The organism is Rhizobium sp. WSM1274, from assembly GCF_025200775.1.
Taxonomy (GTDB): Bacteria; Pseudomonadota; Alphaproteobacteria; order Rhizobiales; family Rhizobiaceae; genus Rhizobium; species Rhizobium leguminosarum_I.
Genome location: NZ_CP104138.1, coordinates 4,779,607 through 4,802,262, shown reverse-complemented (window position 1 = coordinate 4,802,262; position 22,656 = coordinate 4,779,607). Strand labels below are relative to the sequence as shown.

The following is a 22,656-nucleotide window of genomic DNA, read 5'->3' as shown; positions in this document are numbered from 1 at the left end:
CCGCAAGCGGCACGGACGACTTTGGCTCATCGCCATAAACACCTATATGAGAGGGCGCCGCATCACGCGGCACCGGGGTTTTGAAATGGACAATGACATTCAGGGCCGCCCTGCTCATGTCGCGGCGATCCGCGAAAGGGCGGAGGCCGAAATGCGGGACATGGGCGTCGACGAGGCTTTCATCGACAGGCTGGTCGAGACCTTTTACGGGCGCGTGCTAACGCATCCCGATCTCGGCCCGGTGTTCGACGCCAGGCTATCCGGCCGCTGGCCGGCGCATATGGAAAAGATGAAGAGCTTCTGGTCGGCCGTCGCCTTCCGCAGCGGCGCCTATGGCGGCAAACCGGTGCAAGCGCATACCGGCGTTGCGAACCTCACACCCGATCTCTTTCCGAAGTGGCTGTCGCTGTTTGCCGCAACGCTCGACGATATCGCCCCATCGCCGGAGGCCAAGGCCTGGTTTATGGCGACGGCCGAGCGGATCGCCAAGAGCCTGACGCTGTCGCTGTTCTACAATCCGGCACTTGACGATCCCACGCGCAAACCCGCCCGAACTATCGTGTAGAGACGATATTCCCGGAAAAACGCTGACACTTTTCTAGAACAGGATGATTTTAGGCCGGGTCGGCCTAAAATCTGAATCCTGTTCTACATTATATAGTTAGAGCATGATGTCGTCCGAAAACCGCTCAACACTTTTCGGCATCATGCTCTAGGTCTTCGCCGCCGAGGCGGTGGCGCCGGCGCTGGCCGCCACGACGAGCGCCGTTCCCAGCATCTGCAGCGCGGTCATCGGCTGGGCGAGGATCAGAAAACCGGCAAGGGCGCCGATCGCCGGTTCGAGGCTCATCAGGATACCGAAGGAAGCCGCCGGCATGCGCCGCAGCGCCACCATCTCCAGCGCATAGGGCAGGAGCGGCACGAGGATGGCAAGGCCGAGAACCTCGGCCAGTCCCTTCAGCGTGAAGGCACCCGCCGTCTCCACCAGACCGAAGGGTGTCGCGACAAGACCTGCGACGATCAGCGACATGGAGAGACCTTCCAGCCCCTTGAAGGCAGCGCCGACCTTCTTCGTCAGCAGGATATAGACCGCCCATCCCACCGCCGAGCCGAGGGCTAAGAGGACACCTGAGGGATTGCCGACCCAACCTTCGCCGTCATGGGCAAGGAAGAGGATGCCGGCCGCAGCGATCAACGGCCAGACGAGCCGCCAGGTCAGGCCGTAGCCGAAGACGGCAACCGAGAGCGGCCCAAGGAAATCGATGGCGATCGCCAGTCCGAGCGGCAGCCGCTGGATCGCCGCGAAGAAGCAGAGCGTCATGGCGGCCGTCGTTGTGCCGAGCAGCAATATCGCCCGCCATTGGGCGCCGCTATAACGCAGCACCGAAGGCCTGACGACGACGGCAAGGATGATCGCCGCGAAAGCAAGCCGCAACCAGGTGGCGCCGGCAACGCCATAGGTCGCAATGGCTGACGAAGACAGTGCCGCGCCGAACTGGATCGAAGACATCGACATCAGGCACATCGCGACCCCGGCCGCCAAGCCGCCCGAAACCGTCGATACGCCCGGCTGCGCCATCAAAGCTGCGCCATCCGTCCCGGTCTCGATATTCTTGATGTCCATGTGGCCCCCGATCCTGGCGCGGTTCTAGGCCGAAGACGGGTGAGAGCCAAATTCAAACTTTTCATGCCGGGATCAAGAGCGCTGATGCTGATGCGCCGTAGATCGGCCGGCGGTGCGGGATCGATCCCGCGCCTTGGCCCAGGAGATCGCCGATTAGTGCCCCTCACCCTAACCCTCTCCCCGTAAACGGGGCGAGGGGACGTGCCCTGCGAGAGCGAAGTGGGACGGAGAGGTCGCGGCTATCCCCCTTCGCCCCGCGAGCGGGGAGAAGGTGGCGGCAGCCGGATGAGGGGCCGGTATCGGCGATCTCCCCGGCCGCGGCGATGCAATATCAGCGACGGCCAGCAAGGATGACCTCTTCGGCGTCTTCGACGCTCATCTCGAAGACCCTCCTGCCGATGTCGAAGCTGAAGCCGTTGCGGGCAAAAGCCGAAAGCTCTTTGGCCTTTCGCTTTTCGTCGAGCTCGACCCGGCGGAAGGGGCCGAAGGCGCGTTTGCGGGCAAATATCGCTGCCGCATAGAGATCGTCAGCCTCTTCAAGTGCCGCCTCGACCTTGTCGCTGGAGACGCCCTTGGCAGCAAGCTTCTGGGCGATCGCGCGCTTCGATTTGCCGCCGCGCACGGCCGAGCGCGTGCTGATTTCCGCATAGGCGTGATCGTCGAGCACCTTGTTGTCATAGGCAAATTTGACGGCGAAATCGGCAACGGCCTTAAGTTGTGCCGCGCTGATATCTTCGAATGTCTCCTTCGCCTTGCGGGTGATGGCGTCAAACAGCTGCTTTTCCGTCATCATCCGCCGCTCGAGGCGATAGACGGTGGAATTGCGCGCCCAGCTCAGCATGCGGGCTGTCGGGAGGGATGGAACGGTTTCGTCGGTCATCGGCTGGGTTCAGGCTTCCAGACCCTTGAGAACATTGGCGACGTTAAGGCCGATCTCCGGCACGCCGTAACCGCCCTCCATGCAGGCGAGCACCGGCAGGCCGGCGGAAGCGATCATCGCGCCCATGCGGGTGAAATCGTCGGAGGTGAGGCTGAAGAAAGAGATCGGGTCGCGCTCGAAGGTGTCGACGCCGAGCGCCACGACGATCGCCTCGGCGCCGAACGTCTTGATGCGGGTGAGCGCATCAGCAAGGGCCGAAGACCAGACATCCCAAGGCGTGCCCGGCGGCATCGGATAGTTGCGATTGGCGCCGGCGCCCTCCCCCTCGCCTTCCTCGTTGGCATGGCCGAGGAAATAGGGAAAGGCGTGCATGGGATCGCCGTGCAGCGAGGCGGTGAAGACGTCGCCTCTGTGATAAAAGAGATCCTGCGTGCCGTTGCCATGGTGGAAATCGACATCCAGCACCGCGACTTTCCTGGCACCGCGATCGAGCAGCCGCTGCGCGGCGACGCCCGAATTGTTGATGAAGCAGTAGCCGCCGAAGAGATCGATGCCGGCATGGTGGCCGGGCGGGCGGCAGAGCGCGAAGGCGAAGCGATTGCCGGCATTCAGCCAGTCGACGCCTGATATAGCGCATCGCATCGAAGCGATCGCTGCCTCGTAGGACCCCTTGGTGATCGAGGTATCGGCGGCATTGGCGTAATGGCCGATCGCGCCAACGATATTGTCGGGCACGCTCTGACTAGTGCGGCGAACGGCGAAGGAATTGGCGATCGCCTCGCCGGTGAAACCGGCCGATACCCAGCGGTCCCAGACGGTGGCGAGAAAATCCAGATAGGCGGGATCATGCACCTTTCGGGCCGTTTCCAGCCCGTGCGCATCGGGCGCCACGACATCGGTAAAGCCCGCCTCCTTGACCGCCGCCAGGATCCATTCGGCGCGAAACGGCGCCTCGAAGGGCGTCACCAGCTGGCCGGCGTGCAGCTCCGTCCTGGCATCGCGCAGCCTGTGATCCTCGGAATAGATGACGCGCATTTCAGATCCTGCCCTTGATTGACAATGGAGATTTACACGGCTCGCCCCTGACAAAAAAGCGGCGCGGGCTCTTGATCGTCTGGAATAATGACGCCACCTTCGCCGGGGTTTTGAGAACGAGGAAATTTTCCGCATGAAAGTGCTGATGGTCGATGTCGACGGCGTGCTCGTTCATGGTCGTCCCGCCGATGGCCTGCCTCTCTTCACCTATCTGGAGCGCGATCTCGGCCTGCGTATCGACCTGCTGCAGGAGGAATTCTTTCAGACCCACTGGCGCGATATCATCATCGGCCGCGAGGCGCTGGAACCGCGGCTCGCCGGCGTGCTCGCAAAGATCGCACCCCATCTCAGCGCTAAAACACTGATCGACTACTGGTTCGAAAACGATTCCCGCCTCGATCTCAATCTGCTGGAAGAGCTCGCCGCTCTCAGGCAAAGCGGCATCACCCTCTTGCTGGCGACCAACCAGGAACATAGGAGGGCACGCTACCTGATGGAGCAGATCGGCCTTAAAGCGCATTTCGACGACATCATCTATTCCGCAGCACTCGGACACAGCAAGCCTTCGCCCGATTTCTTCCGGCTGGCGACCGAGCGTGCCGGCGTGCTTCCCGGCGAGATCGCCTTCATCGACGATCTGGCCGAAAATATCGAAGCGGCGCGACAGTTCGGCTGGAATGCCGCGCAATGGACGGCGGGCGCGACACTCGGTGGCACGCTTCCTGTCTTCGCCAGGCCGGCATGAGCGGGGCCGGCGCAATCAGGCGAGCCGCTTGTAGAACAGGGTGGTGGCGCAAAAGCCGCCTTCCGGCCACAGCGCATAATCGGGAATGACGCCGACGCGCTGCCAGCCCAGGCGCGGATAGATCGCCTCGGCATCGCTGCCGGTTGCCGTGTCGAGCACGAGCAGGGTCTTGCCACGGCTTGCCGCCTCGCACTCGGCGGCATCCATCAGCAGCCGGGCGAGTCCCTTGCCGCGGGCCGAGCGGTGCACCAACAGCTTCTTCAGGTCGCCGCGATGCGGCTGGTTCGGCATCTGTGCGGCACCCACCTGCACCGTGCCGACGATCCTGCCGCCGAGTTCGGCGACCAGCAGCAGATTGGCGCCGGTGGCAACGGCATCGGCGACATCGCGCCAATAGGACTCGGCATCCTCAAGCCCATAGGGCTGCATGAAGCCGACGGAGGCGCCGCCAGCGACGCAATCGATAAGTATTTCCGAAAGAGCCGGAATGGCCGCGCGGGCTTCCTCGGCGGAAAGGCTGCGAATAGCAGGCATGCTGTTCTCCTGAAATGAATGCTGTTATCGGCCGCCGCGATCGAGCACGACGCAATAGCGTGCCGGCGCGTTGCCCGGATTGTGGAAGACATGGCCCTCGCCGACCGGCATGAAGAGGCAATCGCCCGGGCGCAGCCGGTAGACGGTCTCGCCCGCCGTCATCTCCAGCTCGCCGTCGAACAGCCAGATATGCTGCGTCATGCCATGGGCGCTCGCATGCGGGGGGAAGCTGACGTGGGCACCGGCGGGGAACTCGACCTCGACGATATCGACATCGGAAGCCGTGCCCGGGGGTGAAACAGACCGCCTGATATAACCGGTCTCCGGATCGCGCCAGACCTGTTGCTCCTGCCTCCGGGCAAGCGGCGAGGCCTGCCCCTCTTCCGCAAAGAAGGCCGACAGCGACAGGCCGAGCGCGGCGCAGATCCTTGCCAGCAGCGAGGCGGTCGGGCTCGCCTCCGCCCGCTCGATGCGCGAGATCATCGCCCGGCTGACGCCGGAGGCGGCAGCAAGATCATCGAGCGTCAGAGCCTTTTCCTGCCGCAGCGTGCGGATGCGGATGCCGATCGCCTGTTCGAGTTCCGGTTCCATTTTCAGGTCTCATGATTCCACTATAAGAGAAATACATTATCCGATGATGGAATCAAGTGCCTATGAAAAGCGGCAAAACGCGCCTTGCTTTCGCCGCTGCGCCGTCCATATATGGCGGCGTAATCCGAGGAGAGAACAATGGACGCCAGCACGCAGAGCACGGAACTGACGCGAAGCTTCACGGCTGCCGCCTGGGACAGGATCGCTCCGATCATGGCTGAAATCGAGGCCTTGCCGCTGCTGCAGCGCCTTTCGGACGGCACATTGCCGCCTGAGATTTTTCGGCATTACATCCTGCAGGATGCGCTCTACCTGAAGCATTATGCGCGATGCCTTGCGATCGTCGCGGCCAAGGCGCCCGACAATGCGCAGGTCCTGCGCTTCCTCGGTTCGGCGCAGAAGGCGATCACCGTCGAGCAGGGCCTGCATGCAGGCTTCCTCACCCAATTCGGCATCACCTCCGCCGACGTCACATCCGCCGAACCCTCGCCTGCCGGCTTTGCCTATACGAACTTCCTGCTCGCCACCGCCTATCACAGCTCCTACGCGGTGGCGCTGTCCTCGATCCTTCCCTGCTTCTGGATCTACTGGCATGTCGGCGAAGCGATCAAGAACCGGCCTGTTATCGAGGGCAATGCCTTCCAGGCCTGGATCAACACCTATGGCGATCCGCAATTTGCCGCCGGTGCCCGCGAAGTGATCGCGTTGGCCGACATCGCCGCCCGCGCCGCATCGCCGGTTGAGCGGGCTCAAATGACCGATGTCTTCGTGCGCGCCTCGCAATATGAATGGATGTTCTGGGATTCGGCCTGGCGGCAGGAGACGTGGCCGGTCTGATAGGGCTCGGCACAGGACGTCATAGCGTAAACAGCGGGATAATTACCGCTTTGCGGCAGGGGGCGGCGCTGCTATATGGCGCGCATGAGCACCAATTCCACCACTCCGCTGTCCCATATCCGCAACTTTTCGATCGTGGCCCATATCGACCACGGCAAATCGACGCTGGCCGACCGGCTGATCCAGACGACGGGCGGCCTTGCCGAGCGCGAAATGTCCGAGCAGGTGCTCGACAATATGGATATCGAGCGCGAGCGCGGCATCACCATCAAGGCGCAGACCGTGCGCCTGCACTACCAGGCTAATAACGGCGAGAAATACATTCTCAACCTGATCGACACGCCCGGCCACGTCGACTTCGCCTATGAAGTCTCGCGGTCGCTGTCGGCCTGCGAGGGTTCGCTGCTTGTCGTCGACGCTAGCCAAGGCGTCGAAGCGCAGACGCTCGCCAACGTCTATCAGGCCATCGACAACAACCACGAGATCGTCACCGTCCTCAACAAGATCGACCTGCCGGCGGCCGAACCCGACCGCATCAAGGAACAGATCGAGGAAGTGATCGGCATCGATGCATCGGAAGCGGTGCTGATTTCGGCAAAGACCGGCCTCGGCATTCCCGACGTGCTGGAGGCGATCGTCCACAAGCTGCCGGCGCCGAAGAGCCCCGGCGGCGAGAAGGCGCCGCTGAAGGCGCTGCTCGTCGACAGCTGGTACGACGCCTATCTCGGCGTCATGGTTTTGGTGCGCGTCATCGACGGCGTGCTGACCAAGGGCCAGACGGTGCGGATGATGGGCACCGATGCGAAATACCAGGTGGAGCGCGTCGGCGTGCTGACGCCGAAGATGGTCAATATCGACAGCCTCGGCCCCGGCGAGATCGGCTTCATCACCGCCTCGATCAAGGAAGTGGCCGATACCCGCGTCGGCGATACGATCACCGAGGACAAGCGGCCGACGGCCCAGGCGTTGCCGGGCTTCAAGCCGGCCCAGCCGGTGGTGTTCTGCGGTCTCTTCCCGGTCGATGCCGCCGATTTCGAGGATCTGCGCGCCGCCATGGGCAAGCTTCGCCTCAACGACGCCTCCTTCTCCTTCGAAATGGAATCGTCCGCCGCTCTCGGCTTCGGTTTCCGCTGCGGCTTCCTCGGCCTGCTGCATCTCGAAATCATCCAGGAACGGCTGGAGCGCGAGTTCGACCTCGACCTCATCGCCACCGCGCCCTCGGTCGTCTACAAGATGTACATGACCGACGGCACGGAGCGCGAGCTGCACAACCCGGCCGACATGCCCGATGTCGTCAAGATCTCGGAAATCCACGAGCCGTGGATCCGCGCGACGATCCTGACGCCCGACGACTATCTCGGCGGCATCCTGAAGCTCTGCCAGGACCGGCGCGGCATCCAGATCGAACTTACCTATGTCGGCACGCGCGCGATGCTGACCTACGACCTGCCGCTCAACGAAGTCGTGTTCGATTTCTATGACCGGTTGAAGTCGATCTCGAAGGGCTATGCCTCCTTCGACTATACGTTGACCGACCATCGCGAGGGCAACCTCGTGAAGATGTCGATCCTCGTCAACGGCGAGCCGGTCGACGCGCTGTCGATGATGGTGCACCGGACGGCGGCCGAAAAGCGCGGGCGCGACATGTGCGAGAAGCTCAAGGAGCTGATCCCGAAGCACATGTTCAAGATCCCGATCCAGGCGGCGATCGGCGGCAACGTCATTGCCCGCGAGACGATCTCGGCGCTGCGCAAGGACGTGACCGCGAAATGCTACGGCGGCGACGCCACCCGCAAGCGCAAGCTGCTCGACAAGCAGAAGGCCGGCAAGAAGCGCATGCGCCAGTTCGGCAAGGTGGAAATTCCCCAGGAAGCCTTCATCGCAGCGCTGAAGATGGGCGACGAATAACGCTTCTCAACGTCATCTTATGCGCATACAATGTGCGCATAAGACTGAGGAGATCGTTATGGCCCAGCAGCCAAGAAAAGCAGCGAACCTGTCTCTTGACGAAGGACTCGTCTCGCAGGCGCGCGAGCTCCAGATCAACATTTCCCGGGCGGCGGAAGAAGGTATCGCAAAGGCCATAAAGGCGGAGCGCGAGCGGCTTTGGCGTATCGAGAACGCCGAGGCTATCCGTCTGGAAAACGAATATGTTGAAAAGCACGGCTTGCCCTTCGCGAAATACCGTCAGTTTTAATGGTACGCTTTCACGTTTATCGCCTTAAAAGCGGAAATCTCCTGGCCATCGATCTTCAGGCCAATCTGCTTGACGATCTGCCTTCGCGCGTCATGGTTCCGCTGCATCCCGTGCAAGAACTGAGCTGGTCGATCTCGCGACTGAACCCACGCTTTCCTATTGAGGGTGAAACCTATGTCATGGCCACCCAGCGCATGGCATCGGTCCCGACCGTGGAAATTGGAAAAGTGGTGGCGGATCTTACCGCCGACAGCGATCGCATTATCGCTGCCGTCGATTTTGTCTTCCAGGGCTTCTGAGATCAACTCCCCGCCATATACTCCTTTACCAGCCCCTCATAGGCGTCCATCTCGGGCAGCGCCTCGTAGCTGTACACCGCGCCGGTGTCGGCGAAGGACAGCTTCTCGCTTGTCCATGTCTCGATGAAGGGCGTGAACCAGCTGGGGTCGTCGAGCATGGTCACGCGCAGATTGACGAACCAGTCCATGCCTTCCGGCCGGGTGAACATCCAGCTCATGCAATGCGGGCAGAAGTAATGCTTCGTGGCGCCATGCAGACCGCCGATCACCGGCTCGCCTTGCGTCACCTCGAAGCCTTCGCTCGGGATGGCCGCACTCAGCGAATAGGCGCTTGATGTCATCTTCTGGCACCCCGTGCAATGACAGGCCATGGTGAGCAGCGGCGGGGCACTGATCTTCAACCGCACCCGACCGCAACGGCAGCCGCCTTCCATCGGTAAATTCAGTTCGCTCATGATGTCCTCCCGTTTTGCCTTCTGATCTAGCGGAGCTTTCTTCGCTGTCGAGGTGGCGAGGTCATCGCGGAATGGACGGCCTTGCCGGCGTTAGAGCATTTCCGTTTTCTCCCAATCACGGAAATGCTCTATCTCTTTGTTTTCCGGACGCAAAACCGCTACGCACTTTTGCTGGAATTGCTCTAGCGGATGCGGGCTGGATTGCCGACCACGGTTGCGCCGGCCGGCACATCCCTTGTCACCACCGCACCGGCGCCGACGATCGCACCGTCGCCGATGGTGATGCCGCCGAGAATGATGGCGCTGCCGCCGATCCAGACATCGCCGCCGATCGTGACCGGCCGGGCGATCTCGATGCCCGTGCTGCGCAATGCCGGGTCCTTGTGATGCTCGGCGCAATAGATCTGCACACCGGGGCCGAACATGCTGCGATCGCCGATCGTCACGCGGCCGGAATCGAGGATGGTGCAGCCTGCATTGAAATAGACGCGCTCGCCGAGAGTGATATTGATGCCATAGGAGCAGTGAAACGGTGCTTCGATGAAGATATCGGGCGCGGCCAGCGCAAAGAGCGCTCGCAGGGCCGGCGCGGCGGCGCCACGCTCATCCGGCGGCAACGTGTTATGCGCGTGGACGGCTAAGCGCGCCTGCCGGCGCAGGAGATCGAGCTCATCATCGAGGCAGCAATACCATTCGCCTGCCGCCATCTTTTCGCGTTCGCTCGCCGGCATCGCATCGCCTCTCACGCCGAGGCCTGCGACAGCATTTCGACCTCTTGCTGCTCGATCAGGCTGACCCAGGCACGCGCGATAGCAAGGCCTGCAGCATCGGCGGCTCCGGCATGTCTTGCCGCCAGTTCGGCACGGTTCTCCAGCCAGCCCGGCGCGATGCGCGCAATCGTATCGGGGAATTCGGCCGTCCATTGCGCGACGACCGCTGCATTGGCCTCGAAATGGAACTGGGTGCCATAGACGGCGCGGCCGATTCGGAAGGCCTGGTTTTCGGCGACAGGGCTCGAGGCGAGACACACCGCGCCTTCGGGCAACGAAAACGTATCGGCATGCCATTCGAAGATGGTGAATTCGCCGCCGAGCGCCGACAGCAGCGGATCGGCCCGGCCCTCGGCGGTGACGGCGATCTTGTGCCAGCCGAATTCGCGGGCGATTCCTAAGTGATTGTCGGCGCCATAGGCGCGGGCGAGGATCTGGCTACCGAGGCAGATGCCGAGCACCGCCTTGCCGGCATCGCCGAAGCGGCGCGTGAGCTGGACGAGTTCCGGCAGATAAGGGTGGGTTTCGTCGTCCAGCGCGCTCTGCTCGCCGCCGAGGACGACCAGCGCGTCATGGCCGGATATATCTTTCGGCAGCATGCCATCCTGCCAGACCCGGAACCACTCGATCTCCGCTCCCGCCTCGTCGAGGGCTGCTGCAAGCGCGCCGAGGCCGGTATTCCGCATATTTTCGATCACTGCGACGCGCATAGGCTCTTCCTGGTATGGCCGACCACCGGAAGAGACCATGCGGAAGAGCGGCGCGCAAGACGCCAGAACGGGATTCAGGCTTTAGGCCGGTTCGGCCCAAAATCTGAATCCTGTTCCTAATTAATTAGAGCATGATGTCGCCCGAAAACCGCTCACACTTTTCGGCATCATGCTCTGGCGAGGCAATTGCGCCGGCGCGCGACAGGGCTTAAATCTCGGCAAACGAAAGGACATCGCCATGACCGAAAAAGCCCGCGTCACGATCCTCTACTGCACCCAGTGCAACTGGCTGCTGCGCGCCAGCTGGATGGCGCAGGAGCTGCTGCATACTTTTTCCGACAGTCTTGGCGAAGTGGCGCTGATTCCCGCCACCGGCGGCAATTTCGAGATCCGCGTCAATGGCGATCTGATCTGGGAGCGCAAGCGCGACGGCGGCTTTCCCGGGCCGAGGGAGCTGAAACAGCGGGTCCGCGACATCGTCGAGCCCGGTCGCGATCTCGGCCATGTCGACCGCGCCTCGCTCGAAAGTTGACCACGCGGCTCAGCGGTAGGGCGATCGGCAGGTCTTGTAGATGCCCTCATAAGTGAGGAAACGATCCGTCCGCGGATTGTAGGAGCGGTACTCGTTGCTGCACCAAGCGGCATGGCTATTCATGTCGCGCGGCTTCGGCTGCACCCTTTGCACCGGCGGCGGATCATAGGTCAGCTGCGGCGGCCCGGCAGCGCCCGGCCGATAATAGGTCGGCCCCGAGCCCCGCGGACGATAGTTCGGCTTGACATAGGCGGGGCGATGCCATTGCTGCGGCCCGAACCCGAAGCAGCCGCGAAAATCGCAGAGCGTCGATCCCGTATTAAGCGGCCCGATGCCCGGCTTGCCCAGCTTCAGCGAATCGGCCCCGGCGATGGCGGGTGACAAAACGGCCAAGAGACCGGCGAGCAGAAGCGTATGGGGAGCAAGCATGAGGCATTCCTTTCGGTATTTCCTCTATATAGGGCGTGCCAACGGGAGCGCTATGCCCACCCTTCGGCGCTCCCTTGCATGTGATTGGCTGCTTTTTCGCCAACTGTCAGAAAAACTTCAAAAACCCAGTTGACAGTCAGGGGCCACCCCCTTACATCGCTCTCCGTCGCCCAGATGGCGGAATTGGTAGACGCGCCAGCTTCAGGTGCTGGTACCCGAAAGGGTGTGGAGGTTCGAGTCCTCTTCTGGGCACCATTCCATTCTTGATCGCTACCAAGATCAAGGAGTTAAGCCTTTCCAAACTAAAGTTGCGCAGGTGCCTTGCAACAAAGGCCAGTCATGATGCGCGCAAAGGCTTGTTCGCTCGGTAGCTCCCAAGGTCCTCATTTCTGGACGCTTATTCCCGCCGCTCTTGATAGCTGGCCTGCATTGACTCACCCATCTCCAAATGCGAACATAAAGAGAACGCAATGGAGTCTTGCAATGATCCGATTCGCCACATCCGCAGCCAGCAAACCCGAGCCGTCAAAGGCACGCGAGGTGTCGGCCACCGAGCCGGCCATTGAAATGTCTCGCCCGAAGTCGGTCATTGAGCTAGCCGCTGCGGCGCCTACGGCTGGCCTGCTGCTGCCCAGCTCCGAGGCAGGCGAGCTCGGCTCCGATACTCTGCCGAAGACCGCCAAGCCACCACGCCGTGCGGCAACAAAACGTAAGCCTAAGGTCGCCGAGGCAGACGACACTCCACTCCAGCTTAGTCTGGAGGCTTAGCCGCAACCATCCGGCCAAGGTGTGGCGGCAGGGAATTCCCACCATGATCTATATAGCACTTCGGAATTCCGAGATTGGCTGCGGCCTGGGCGGGCGTCATCGGACGGCGTCGACCCGAAGCGTTTACCGCACCGGCTGATAGTGGCCGCGGAGCGGAACTTTGCCACCCGTGGTAATCAAGCCATCGCGTTCGCAGACATAGATCAGCGTCGGCATGCCGCCGGAACGGAAGATTTCGTCATAACGGCGGCGGATCTGCACGGTTTCGGTGCGGCAGTTGTAAGATTCCTCCTCTTTCTTATCCGGCTGCGCCTTGACGCCGGGAAGACCCTTGTAGGGATAGAGGGGCCGAACGCCCGAATCGACGGATTTCGTCCAGTCGACGGCAAAGGCGAACGCCGGGGCGAGGCTCGACACGGCTACGAGCGATATCAGAAGCATCATCAACAGCCGCATGGGAACTCTCCTGCCGGCAATAACCCGTCCTTCCGATGTAGGAAAACCGACGACCGTCATCAAGCGGCTGCAGCGGGGGACTTCCTAAAATAACTTCTGATGACGGGATGGCTGAAGAGGCCGGCGAGGATCGCAAAGCCGGCGCCGAGGACGAAACCGGCGAGAAAACCGCCGATGACGCCGGCAATCAATAGAATCGTCTTTCCGGGACCGTCTCCCTTGACCGGCGGCTCGGCCGGCGAAATGACGCGAATGTTACTCTGATTGAAGTTCTGCTCCTCGCTCGTCTGGCTGGAGCGTTTCAGCACCGTCTCGTAGATATCGCGCGCCGCCGTCGCCTTGCGCTGCAATTCGTTCAATTCCACCTGCTTGTCCGACGAACTCGCCTGTAGCGCCTTCTGCACGGCAAGCTCCTTGGCGATGCTGTCCTCGGCGGCCTTTGCCTGCTCGTATTCGCCCCTTGCCGAGGTGGCGAGACGCTGCAATTCGCCCTTGATTTCGCCTGATATGCTCTGCAGCGAGGAGCGGGCCGCCTGCAGGCGCGGATGACGCGTGCCCATCTGGCTTTCGAGGCTGCCGACGGCGGCGGCCTGGGTGGCATATTGCTGACGCAGGCTGACGAGCGGCGAGGTGACGCCGCCTTCCGCCTGGTTGCCGGCGACGATGTCTTCGACGCGGAGATTGGCGACGGCATCGGCGCGGGCCTTCGCCTGGATGGTCTTTTCCTGTGCCGTCACCAGCATCGTGTTCAGCGAGACGAGCCGTTGGTCGGAGATCAGGTTCCCCTCGGTCGCGGCCATGTCGTTGTCGGCGCGGAAGGTTTCGACAGCCTGCTCGGCTTCCAGCACCTTCTGGCGCAGGTCGTTGAGCCGTCCGTCAAGTGTCGACGAGGTGTTTTCGTAGATGCCGTTCGAAGCGCTGTCCTCCTCCTCGGTGAAGGAGGTGACGACCTGGTTGGCAAGCCTTGCGGATTTTTCGGGATCGTTGGTCGTGGCAGCAAGCGAGACGACATAGGTGCTGGCCTCGCGGGTGATCACCAGCGCCTTCTGCAGAGTGCCGATTACGGCAGCGCCATCCGTCCGGCCGCCGGTGAATTCGGGATCCTGGTCGAGCTTCATGGCTTCGGCAACGCGGCGCAGCACATTGCCCGAAGTCAGGATCTGCACCTGGCTGTCGATCAGCGCCGAGATCATTTCCGGCGAGGGACCCGAAGATTGCGCGCTGGCATCGGCAAGGCCGATCTGGCGTGGGTCGAAATAGAGGCTGCTGACGGCGGTGAATTTCTGGGCGATGCGCGGCGCCACCGCCCCGCCGGCCACAGCTCCGAGAAGGGCCAGGCCCAGCACGACCAACCGCCGGCTCCAGATCGCGGCGATACTGGAGCGGAGGTCGAGAAGCGGGGCGCCAGGTGCCGACGCAGCATTCGACGGCGCGTCGACGACAGGCTGTTTTGGAGGAGGAGGCGCCAGCCGCTCATATTGGCGGGTTTCGGCAATGCTTGCCGGCGGCACGAAGGGTGGCGGCGCGGGTTCGGGCGATGGCCGGACGAAATCATCCGGACGGACGACAGGACTGCGCATGCGCACGCCTTCCGGCGCAGTCTGAGACGGCTCAAAACTGCGCCAGCCAGGGAGCCGGCTTACCCTGTTCCTGTCATACTGGTTCATACGCGCACTCGTGTCCCGCCCAGCGTGAAAGACTGAAGCCGAGGTGCCGATACTTTAGAAATTCTTAGCTAACGGACCGTTAAAATAACGTCAGCGACGCCGATGTTGCGATTTGCCGCGATAACGAGGATGGCCATGAGGACGATACGACATCTGACAGCGCTGCTGCTTGCGGCCGCTCTGATCCCGTCGCCGGCCTTTGCGACCGAGGCTCCCTGTTATCGCGGCGTCAATTTGTCCGGCGGCGAATATGGCGAGCGCGGCGGCATCTACGGCACCAACTACACCTATCCCGGCGAAGACACTATCGGCTATTTCGCCAAGAAGGGCATGACGATCATCCGGCTGCCCTTCCGCTGGGAGCGGCTGCAGCCGGCGCTCGGCGGACGGCTCGACGAGGACGAGCTCAAGCGGATCAAAGATACCATCGGCCTGATCCGCAAGCACGGCATGGCGGTTCTGCTCGACCCGCATAATTTCGGCTATTACGACAAGACCCAGGTCGGCACGGCGCCGGCGACGGATGCCGCCTTCGGTGATTTCTGGGCAAGGCTTGCCGTCGAATTCGCCAATCAGGACGGCGTTCTCTTCGGCCTGATGAACGAACCGCACGACATCAAGGCAACGGACTGGCTGGATGCCGCCAATGCCGCGATCCGCAGCATCCGCGCCGTTGGCGCGCGCAACCTCATCCTGGTGCCGGGCACGGCATGGAGCGGCGCGGGCAGCTGGGAAAAGGATGTGATCGGCGGCGCCAACGGCACGGTGATGCTCGGCGTGCGCGATCCGCTCGACTTCTACGCCTATGAGGTCCACCAGTATCTCGACGCCGATTCCTCCGGAACCCATCCGACCTGCGAAGGTGCAGGCGCCGCGGTCGACGCAATCGCCAGCGTTACCGCCTGGCTGAAGCAGCACCACAAGCGCGGCTTCCTCGGCGAATTCGGCGCCTCCACCGACAAGGACTGCATGAGCGGATTGACCGAAATCTACGCCACCATGTCCGGAAATAGCGACGTCTGGCTCGGCTGGTCCTATTGGGCGGCGGGCGAATGGTGGCCGGCGGACGAGCCGTTCAACGTCCAGCCGCGCAAAGGCCCCGAGCGCCCGCAGATGCGGCTTCTTGCCGAGGCGGCAAAAGCCGATACCGGCACTTGCTCAGCCGTCAAGCCGGCGGGGAAATGAAAATGGCGGTCGTCGATCACAGGACAGCAACATTCGCTGTAGGCGCCACTGTAGCGGGCAACCGGTTCGATGCCGCCGGCAGGGCATCGCGCACCGATCATCTGGTGCTCTGGCTCGGCCTGCTCTCCGTGCTCTACAACGGCATTCTCGCCTTCATCAACCACAACGTCGTGCCGCTGTCGATGACGCATGTCGCCGCCAGCGAAGGCCTGATCATGGCGAGCGCCATCATCTATATCCTGCACAAGGGGATCTACGAGACCGACCTGCCGGCCTTCCTGTTCCTGCTGTTCACGCTCATCGTGACCATCTATGTCAGCGTGCTCAACCGCATGCTGTTCATCGATCACTTCCGCAACGTGCTGATCATCTTCTGCTTTACCGGGCTCGGCGGCTGGAGCAACGAGAAAACGATGAAGCTCGCCTTTCGCTGGGCAAGCCTTGCCGTCATGATCTTCCTGATCTTCGAGATCGTCAGCGTGCCGTTCTACGTCAGCATCGTCCACCCGTCCGATTATTTCGCCAACACGCGCGGGCTGCTGCCGCTGAGCTACAACACGACGGGCCTCTTTCAGAACGCGCTCGGCTTTCCCGAGCGCTTCTCCTTCGGCATCATCGACCATCGTTCCTCGTCGATCTTCCTCGAACAGGTGTCGCTCGCCAATTTCTGCGGCGTGATCGCGGTCTACCTGATTTCGATGTGGGAAAGACTCGGCCGCTGGGACCGGCTGCTGATGATCGGCACGGCCGTGCTGATCCTGGTGACGAACGACACGCGCACGATGCTGATCTTCTGCTTTGCCTGCATCGTCGGCTACTTCGTCTTTCCGAAGATCCCGAAGAATTTCAATCTGGCGCTGATGCCGCTGATCGTCGCCGCCGGCTTCCTCGTCTACGTGCTGAAACCCAATGCGACCGGCGACAATTTCACCGGCCGCATCAACCTAACGATGAAGAAAATCATGGAGCTCGATCCGCTCGCCATTCTTGGGCTTTCGGTCGACCGGGTCGCCGAATTCGCCGACAGCGGCTATGTCTACCTGATCTACGCGGCGACGATCTTCGGCGTCATCGCCTTATGGCTGTTCGTCTGCCTCTTTCCCGCCGGGCGGACGGCGGCGCAGCGGCGTTGCGCCCATTCACTTTCTCTTTTCATTTTTCTGAATATGATGATCGGGGGAACTGCGGTCTTCTCGATGAAGATCGCCGGTCTCCTGTGGTTCGTCGTCGGACATATGCGCTTCCACGACAGCCCGCGCATCCGGCAGGGTCGTCCGGCAGATGTATTGAGTTGACCGCAGCGGCGCCTGTTCGCGCGAGCCCGAGGGAGCAAAACGCTCGATGCTTGTCCAGCTTCAATATCTGCGCGCCATCGCGGCGCTGATGGTCGTCTATTTCCACGCGATATTGCAGCTTGCCAAGGTCAATCCCGCCGTCGACGCCACCGCCTTCATCTATGGCGAAACCGGCGTCGACATCTTCTTCGTCTTGAGCGGCTTCGTGATGTGGCTGACAACGAGCGGACGCGCCATGAGCCCGGTCGATTTCGCCCGCCGGCGCATCAGGAGGATCGTGCCGCTCTACTGGCTGGCGACGCTGTTTTCGGCGACGGTGGCGCTGGTGGCCCCGTCATTGCTGAAATCGACGGTGTTCGACCTGCCGCATCTCGCAGCCTCGCTGTTCTTCCTGCCGTGGAGCAACCCCGCCGATCCCAGCACGATCACGCCGGTGGTCGTTCCGGGCTGGACGCTGAATTACGAGATGTTCTTCTACTTCGTCTTTGCGCTGCTATTGCCGCTACAGGAAGTTCGGCGCATCCCGGCGATGTTTGCCGTCTTTGCCGTCATCCTGATCGCCTGCCGGCTGCTGCCGGAAACGACTGTGACCCGGTTCTACCGCGAACCGATCATGCTGGAATTCCTCGCCGGTGTCGTGCTCGGCTGGCTCTACGGGCAGAAGATCCTGCTGCCGAGCCGCTGGGCTTGGGCGGCCCTTGCCATGGGCTTTGCCTTTCTCTTCATCAACGAGGCGCTGATGCCGCCGGAAAGCCGGTTCTATGCCTGGGGAATCCCGGCGATCTTCATCGTCTACGGCGCGATCTCCATCGATTTTTCCAGGCTGCCGGTTGTCGGATGGCTGAACTATCTCGGCGACTGCTCCTACAGCATCTATATCACCCACGCCTTCGCGCTGGCCCTTCTCAGGGTCGCCGCCGACCGCCTGCCAATCGGCATGCTGCAGCAGCCGGTGCTCTTCGTGATCCTCTCGCTGGTGCTCTCGTCGATCGGCGGCGCGATCATCCATGAGGTCACCACGCCGCGCCGCAAGGTTGCGGTGGCGAGCCGGCCGCCGGCCTAAAACGCTCGAAGGCGAGATTACGCATCCAAGCGGCGCTGACGGTACAGTTTTTCGCGCAACTTCTCCTAAGCTTCAGACTGAGCAATGAGAGAACTTGCGCAAACGTGATGGTTTCTCTTGCAATTTGTCGCATGAATGAAAGTGCGCCGGCCTATTCGCGGCCCGGGCTTTGATCTAAGCACAGCGGCGGCCTTGGAGAGGGAAGAGGGAAAGACATGACAAGTTACGTATTGACGGTATCCTGCAAGTCGACGCGCGGCATCGTGGCGGCGATTTCGAGCTATCTGGCCGACAAGGGCTGCAACATCGTCGACAGCTCGCAGTTCGACGATCTCGACACCGGCAGGTTCTTCACACGGGTGAGCTTCATCTCCGAGGAAGGCGTGCCGCTTGCCGAACTCAAGGAAGGCTTCGAGCCGATCTGCAAGCGGTTTGCCATGGATGCCGAGATCCATGACGGCAACGCCCGCATGAAGGTGCTGCTGATGGTGTCGCGCTTCGGCCATTGCCTCAACGACCTGCTCTACCGCTGGAAGATCGGCGCCCTGCCGATCGACATCGTCGGCGTCGTCTCCAACCATTTCGACTACCAGAAGGTCGTGGTCAACCACGACATCCCCTTCCACCACATCAAGGTGACGAAGGAGAACAAGCTGCAGGCCGAAGGCCAGATCATGGATATCGTCGAACAGACCGGCACGGAGCTGATCGTACTGGCGCGCTACATGCAGGTGCTTTCGGATGCGATGTGCCAAAAGATGTCTGGTCGGATCATCAATATCCATCATTCCTTCCTGCCGAGCTTCAAGGGCGCCAACCCCTACAAGCAGGCCTATCAACGCGGCGTGAAGCTGATCGGCGCGACGGCGCATTACGTCACCGCCGATCTCGACGAAGGCCCGATCATCGAGCAGGACACGGCGCGCATCACCCATGCGCAGTCGCCCGATGATTACGTCTCGATCGGCCGCGACGTCGAAAGCCAGGTGCTGGCGCGCGCCATCCATGCCCATATCCACCACCGCACCTTCCTGAACGGCAACCGTACCGTGGTCTTCCCGGCAAGCCCCGGCGGTTACGCCTCCGAACGCATGGGTTGAGCGTCGCCTAGACCCTGCATCTCTTTTGCTGGCGAACGACAATCTCCCGTTGCCTGCCAGCGGCAAGTACTCGATTATCTCCTTCAATAGGTAATCGAATCATGCAGCGGAGGGGTGTCATGACCGACGAGGCGCTTGTTGATCGCATGGCGCTGCCGCGTCCCGACGTCACCGCCAGCGACGCGGAAGAGATCCTCCTTGCTCATTACAGCCTCTCCGGCACGCTTACCGAACTCGGCAGCCAGCAGGATCGAAACTATCGCGTCGATAGCGATCGTGGCCGCTACGTCCTGAAGATCTGCCATGCAGCCTACGAGATCCGCGAGCTCGAAGCGCAGAATGCGGCGATCCATCACCTCAAAAGCAGGCAAGATGCCCCGCGCGTTCCACAGGTGATCCGCAGCAATGAAGGGCGGGAGATCGTTGTCCTTACCGTGCGTGGGCAGGGCTATCAGGTCCGGCTGCTGGAATATCTGGAAGGCCAGGGGCTGACGGAGCTGACCTATCTGGCGCCGGCATCCGTTGCAGCCCTCGGCGCGCTCTGCGCCAGGCTGGCGCAGGCGCTTGCCGATTTCGACCATCCCGGTCTCGACCGCAGCCTGCAATGGGATCTCAGGCGCGCCGGGCCGGTCGCAGTGCAGCTGCTGTCCGCGATCACCGATAGTGCGGCGCGCGACCGGATCGCCAAGACCATGGTGATGGCCATTCGCCGCATCCAGCCGTTGGCCCCATCGCTTCGGCTGCAGGCCGTGCATCATGACGTCACCGGCGACAATGTCGTCGGCCACCGCGACGCCCGTGGCCATACCATTCCCGACGGGGTGATCGATTTCGGCGATATCATCCGCGGCTGGCTGGTCGGCGACCTCGCCGTCACATGCGCTTCGCTGCTTCATCAGGCGGATGGCGACCCTTTTCATATCCTGCCAGCCGTCACCGCCTATCAGGCGATCTATCCGCTGACCGGCGATGAGCTGAAGGCGCTCTGGCCGTTGACCGTCGCACGCGCGGTCATTCTCGTCGCCAGCAGCGAGCAACAGATTTCAGTCGATCCCGATAATGACTATGTCCGCGGCAATCTCGAGCACGAGCGGGCGATCTTCGATACGGCGATGTCCGTTCCCTTCGAACTTATGGAAGCCGCGATCCTCAGGGCGGCCGGTGCAAATGTCGCCGCCCCGGAAGCATCGGGATGGCTGTCGTTGCTGCCGGACATCGATCCGGCCGGGATCGCCTATGTCGATCTTGGGGTGCGGAGCCCGCATTTTTCCGCCGGCAACTGGCTAAATGCCGACATGGACTGGCGGCTGCTTGCCCGTGTAGCAACCGAAAACGGCACGGCAGCGACGCGCTACGGCGAATATCGGCTTTCCCGTGCGGGAACCGCGAAGGGACAGGCGACCTGCGCCCTGCATGTCGACATATGCCTTGCCGCAGGCAGCGCGATTGCAGCGCCCTTTGCCGGCCGTATCGGCTGGAAGGACCAGCATCTGACGCTCGCCAGCGGCAGCATGACCCTGCATCTCGATGGGCTCGACCTCTCGGTCGAGGATGGAGCTGCGATTGCCGCCGGCGATCCGCTTGGCACGGTTACCGGAGAGGCTTCGTCGCTCGGCGGGCTGCGTGTCCAGCTTTGCAACGTCGCGGGTCTTGAACCACCGTTGTTTTCCACACCCCGCGCGGCGGCGGCCTGGTCGGTGCTCTGCCCTTCACCCTCGCTGCTTCTCAGCCCGCAAGCGGATGCGCCGCAACCTGATACCGCCGCGCTCTTCGCCAGGCGGCGGGCGCATCTCGCAAGGCCGCAGAAGAACTATTACGCGGCGGCGCCGCAGATCGAGCGCGGCTGGAAGGAGCATTTGTTCGATGTCGAAGGCCGCGCCTATCTCGACATGGTCAACAACGTCACCATTCTCGGCCATGGCCATCCCAGGTTCGCGGCAGCAATCCACGCCCAATGGCTGCGGCTCAACACGAATTCGCGCTTCCACTATGCCGCGATCACCGAATTTTCCGAACGCCTCGCCGCCCTTTCGCCGGACGGGCTCGACGCGGTCTTCCTGGTCAACAGCGGCTCGGAGGCGAACGATCTGGCGCTTCGGCTGGCGCAAGCCCATAGCGGCGCGCGCAACATGCTCTGCCTGCTCGAAGCCTATCATGGCTGGTCGGCGGCAAGCGACGCCGTCTCCACCTCGATCGCCGACAATCCGCAGGCACCGACCACCCGGCCGGACTGGGTGCATACCGTCGTTTCGCCGAACACCTATCGCGGCGACTTCCGTGGTCCCGATACGGCAGCGGATTATCTCGGCATGGCGACGCCGGTGCTGGAGGCAATAGATGCTGCGGGCGAAGGCCTTGCGGGCTTCATCTGCGAATCGGTCTACGGCAATGCCGGTGGCATCCCGCTGCCGGACGGTTATCTCAGGGAAATCTATGCGCAGGTCCGCGCTCGCGGCGGCCTCTGCATCGCCGATGAGGTGCAGGTCGGCTATGCCAGGCTCGGGCATTATTTCTGGGGCTTCGAGCAGCAAGGGGTCGTGCCTGATATCATTACCGTCGCCAAGGGCATGGGTAACGGCCATCCGCTCGGCGCCGTCATCACCACGCGGGAGATTGCGCAATCGCTGGAGAAGGAGGGCCCTTTCTTTTCCTCCACCGGCGGCAGCCCGGTCAGTTGCATCGCCGGCATGACGGTGCTCGACGTTATGGCCGAGGAAAAGCTGCAGGAAAATGCCCGGACGGTCGGCGATCATCTGAAGGCGCGGCTAGCCGCGCTGATCGACCGCCATCCGATTGCGGGCGCCGTGCACGGCATGGGCCTCTATCTCGGCCTCGAATTCGTCCGCGACAGAACGACGCTGGAGCCGGCGACCGAAGAGACGGCTGCCATCTGCGACCGGCTTCTCGAACTCGGCGTCATCATGCAGCCGACCGGCGATCACCAGAATGTGCTGAAGATCAAACCGCCACTCTGCATCAGCATCGACAGCGCGGATTTCTTCGCGGACATGCTGGAGAAGGTACTCGAAGAGGGCTGGTGACACAGGGCTTCCGGCATTAACCAAATCGGTCATTTCGAGGCATGTCGATTTTTAATGAAACAGGCCATTGCTTGATACGGCAAGGCTTCCTATGTCTGCCGCGGTGATCGATCGAACTTCCGATTCTGTCATGCGAATTTAACGAAAGACTGATATGTTTCTTTCTGTAAGTTCGGACTGCGACGGAATGAATTTTTTCGGATCGTCGATATTTTGACACGTTTCGGAATATGTTTCTGACAGGCTATAGCGTAATCTCTACCAAGTTAGTAGATTATCGAAGACAGCCTTCACCGATTCCGGGCTCTACCCGGGACCTTTCAAGTGCAACGCCAACATAAGGAACGAGCATGATAGACATCGATATTCTCGCCGATCTCCTTGGGCGATCTGTGCTTGGCAATGACCGTCCGGGCGCCCTCTCCCGCCCGAACTGTCGAATG

Annotated in this window: 24 protein-coding genes and 1 tRNA gene; 14 read left to right on the top strand and 11 right to left on the bottom strand. The window is 62.0% G+C overall.

Translation table 11 applies throughout. The features are described 5' to 3' along the window. The first annotated feature begins 85 nt into the window (after positions 1-85). Positions 86-565 (top strand): group III truncated hemoglobin, encoded by a 480-nt coding sequence (locus tag N2600_RS23630; protein ID WP_222385598.1) that lies wholly within the window; start codon positions 86-88, stop codon positions 563-565. A 147-nt stretch (positions 566-712) separates the two neighbouring features. Here the strand turns inward: N2600_RS23630 and N2600_RS23625 are convergent, their stop codons facing one another. The 3 genes from N2600_RS23625 to N2600_RS23615 all read right to left on the bottom strand — a co-directional run bounded on the left by N2600_RS23625 (position 713) and on the right by N2600_RS23615 (position 3,539). After that, the gene (locus N2600_RS23625; RefSeq protein ID WP_260109848.1) at positions 713-1,624 is read right to left on the bottom strand and encodes an EamA family transporter; all 912 of its coding nucleotides are present in this window, start codon (positions 1,622-1,624) and stop codon (positions 713-715) included. 331 nt (positions 1,625-1,955) lie between these two features. Next, positions 1,956-2,504, bottom strand: coding sequence for a recombination regulator RecX (gene recX, locus N2600_RS23620; RefSeq protein ID WP_260297555.1), 549 nt, complete (start codon positions 2,502-2,504; stop codon positions 1,956-1,958). Positions 2,505-2,513: 9 nt separating this feature from the next. Continuing rightward, the gene (locus tag N2600_RS23615; protein WP_260297554.1) at positions 2,514-3,539 is read right to left on the bottom strand and encodes a histone deacetylase family protein; all 1,026 of its coding nucleotides are present in this window, start codon (positions 3,537-3,539) and stop codon (positions 2,514-2,516) included. A 133-nt stretch (positions 3,540-3,672) separates the two neighbouring features. Between N2600_RS23615 and N2600_RS23610 the strand changes: the two genes are divergently transcribed. Beyond that, a complete protein-coding gene (locus tag N2600_RS23610) occupies positions 3,673-4,284 on the top strand; it encodes an HAD-IA family hydrolase (RefSeq protein ID WP_260297553.1) in 612 nt (203 codons plus the stop codon). 15 nt (positions 4,285-4,299) lie between these two features. Here N2600_RS23610 and N2600_RS23605 read toward each other — a convergent pair whose 3' ends face one another. Both N2600_RS23605 and N2600_RS23600 read right to left on the bottom strand, forming a co-directional pair. Then, positions 4,300-4,818: a GNAT family N-acetyltransferase gene (locus N2600_RS23605; RefSeq protein ID WP_260109844.1), complete on the bottom strand. Its 519-nt coding sequence runs from the start codon at positions 4,816-4,818 to the stop codon at positions 4,300-4,302. Between the two features lie 24 nt (positions 4,819-4,842). Further along, positions 4,843-5,409, bottom strand: a complete 567-nt coding sequence (locus tag N2600_RS23600) for a helix-turn-helix domain-containing protein (RefSeq protein ID WP_260109843.1) — start codon at positions 5,407-5,409, stop codon at positions 4,843-4,845. A 138-nt stretch (positions 5,410-5,547) separates the two neighbouring features. Here N2600_RS23600 and tenA point away from each other — a divergent pair, with 138 nt between their 5' ends. From tenA to N2600_RS23580, 4 genes are all read left to right on the top strand, one after another. Then, on the top strand, positions 5,548-6,246 hold the full coding sequence (tenA, locus tag N2600_RS23595) for a thiaminase II (protein ID WP_260297552.1): 699 nt from the start codon (positions 5,548-5,550) through the stop codon (positions 6,244-6,246). Between the two features lie 75 nt (positions 6,247-6,321). Continuing rightward, on the top strand, positions 6,322-8,154 hold the full coding sequence (gene lepA, locus N2600_RS23590) for a translation elongation factor 4 (protein WP_017966575.1): 1,833 nt from the start codon (positions 6,322-6,324) through the stop codon (positions 8,152-8,154). Positions 8,155-8,212: 58 nt separating this feature from the next. Further along, positions 8,213-8,443, top strand: coding sequence for a type II toxin-antitoxin system CcdA family antitoxin (locus N2600_RS23585; protein ID WP_260297551.1), 231 nt, complete (start codon positions 8,213-8,215; stop codon positions 8,441-8,443). Beyond that, complete coding sequence (locus N2600_RS23580; RefSeq protein ID WP_260297550.1) at positions 8,443-8,742, top strand: CcdB family protein; 300 nt, start codon at positions 8,443-8,445, stop codon at positions 8,740-8,742. The genes N2600_RS23585 and N2600_RS23580 overlap by 1 nt, the downstream gene beginning before the upstream one ends. 2 nt (positions 8,743-8,744) lie before the next feature. On the opposite strand, the gene N2600_RS23575 is transcribed toward N2600_RS23580, so the two are convergent. The 3 genes from N2600_RS23575 to N2600_RS23565 all read right to left on the bottom strand — a co-directional run bounded on the left by N2600_RS23575 (position 8,745) and on the right by N2600_RS23565 (position 10,716). After that, positions 8,745-9,197: a GFA family protein gene (locus N2600_RS23575; protein WP_260297549.1), complete on the bottom strand. Its 453-nt coding sequence runs from the start codon at positions 9,195-9,197 to the stop codon at positions 8,745-8,747. Positions 9,198-9,379: 182 nt separating this feature from the next. After that, positions 9,380-9,928, bottom strand: coding sequence for a sugar O-acetyltransferase (locus tag N2600_RS23570; RefSeq protein ID WP_260297548.1), 549 nt, complete (start codon positions 9,926-9,928; stop codon positions 9,380-9,382). Positions 9,929-9,939: 11 nt separating this feature from the next. Then, positions 9,940-10,716, bottom strand: coding sequence for a type 1 glutamine amidotransferase (locus N2600_RS23565; protein ID WP_260297547.1), 777 nt, complete (start codon positions 10,714-10,716; stop codon positions 9,940-9,942). A gap of 199 nt (positions 10,717-10,915) precedes the next feature. Here N2600_RS23565 and N2600_RS23560 point away from each other — a divergent pair, with 199 nt between their 5' ends. Further along, positions 10,916-11,209: a SelT/SelW/SelH family protein gene (locus N2600_RS23560; RefSeq protein ID WP_017966569.1), complete on the top strand. Its 294-nt coding sequence runs from the start codon at positions 10,916-10,918 to the stop codon at positions 11,207-11,209. Positions 11,210-11,218: 9 nt separating this feature from the next. Here N2600_RS23560 and N2600_RS23555 read toward each other — a convergent pair whose 3' ends face one another. Then, the gene (locus tag N2600_RS23555) at positions 11,219-11,638 is read right to left on the bottom strand and encodes a BA14K family protein (protein WP_260297546.1); all 420 of its coding nucleotides are present in this window, start codon (positions 11,636-11,638) and stop codon (positions 11,219-11,221) included. Positions 11,639-11,806: 168 nt separating this feature from the next. Between N2600_RS23555 and N2600_RS23550 the strand changes: the two genes are divergently transcribed. Both N2600_RS23550 and N2600_RS34495 read left to right on the top strand, forming a co-directional pair. Then, a tRNA-Leu gene (locus N2600_RS23550) sits at positions 11,807-11,893 on the top strand. Between the two features lie 228 nt (positions 11,894-12,121). Continuing rightward, a complete protein-coding gene (locus N2600_RS34495) occupies positions 12,122-12,406 on the top strand; it encodes a poly(hydroxyalkanoate) granule-associated protein (protein WP_311202872.1) in 285 nt (94 codons plus the stop codon). 123 nt (positions 12,407-12,529) lie between these two features. Here the strand turns inward: N2600_RS34495 and N2600_RS23545 are convergent, their stop codons facing one another. Continuing rightward, on the bottom strand, positions 12,530-12,862 hold the full coding sequence (locus N2600_RS23545) for a hypothetical protein (protein ID WP_260109837.1): 333 nt from the start codon (positions 12,860-12,862) through the stop codon (positions 12,530-12,532). A gap of 59 nt (positions 12,863-12,921) precedes the next feature. Further along, a complete protein-coding gene (locus N2600_RS23540; protein ID WP_260109836.1) occupies positions 12,922-14,529 on the bottom strand; it encodes a GumC family protein in 1,608 nt (535 codons plus the stop codon). 135 nt (positions 14,530-14,664) lie between these two features. On the opposite strand from N2600_RS23540, the gene N2600_RS23535 reads away from it, so the two are divergent. The 5 genes from N2600_RS23535 to N2600_RS23515 all read left to right on the top strand — a co-directional run bounded on the left by N2600_RS23535 (position 14,665) and on the right by N2600_RS23515 (position 22,213). Then, positions 14,665-15,714, top strand: coding sequence for a glycoside hydrolase family 5 protein (locus N2600_RS23535; RefSeq protein ID WP_260297545.1), 1,050 nt, complete (start codon positions 14,665-14,667; stop codon positions 15,712-15,714). Between the two features lie 2 nt (positions 15,715-15,716). After that, positions 15,717-17,009 carry a hypothetical protein gene (locus N2600_RS23530; protein ID WP_260297544.1) on the top strand — a complete coding sequence of 431 codons (1,293 nt, stop codon included), beginning with the start codon at positions 15,717-15,719 and terminating at the stop codon, positions 17,007-17,009. A 46-nt stretch (positions 17,010-17,055) separates the two neighbouring features. Next, complete coding sequence (locus N2600_RS23525) at positions 17,056-18,072, top strand: acyltransferase family protein (protein ID WP_260297543.1); 1,017 nt, start codon at positions 17,056-17,058, stop codon at positions 18,070-18,072. Between the two features lie 215 nt (positions 18,073-18,287). Next, the gene (purU, locus tag N2600_RS23520) at positions 18,288-19,172 is read left to right on the top strand and encodes a formyltetrahydrofolate deformylase (protein ID WP_018070299.1); all 885 of its coding nucleotides are present in this window, start codon (positions 18,288-18,290) and stop codon (positions 19,170-19,172) included. 119 nt (positions 19,173-19,291) lie between these two features. Further along, positions 19,292-22,213 (top strand): aminotransferase, encoded by a 2,922-nt coding sequence (locus tag N2600_RS23515; protein ID WP_260297542.1) that lies wholly within the window; start codon positions 19,292-19,294, stop codon positions 22,211-22,213. The last annotated feature ends 443 nt before the right edge of the window (positions 22,214-22,656 follow it).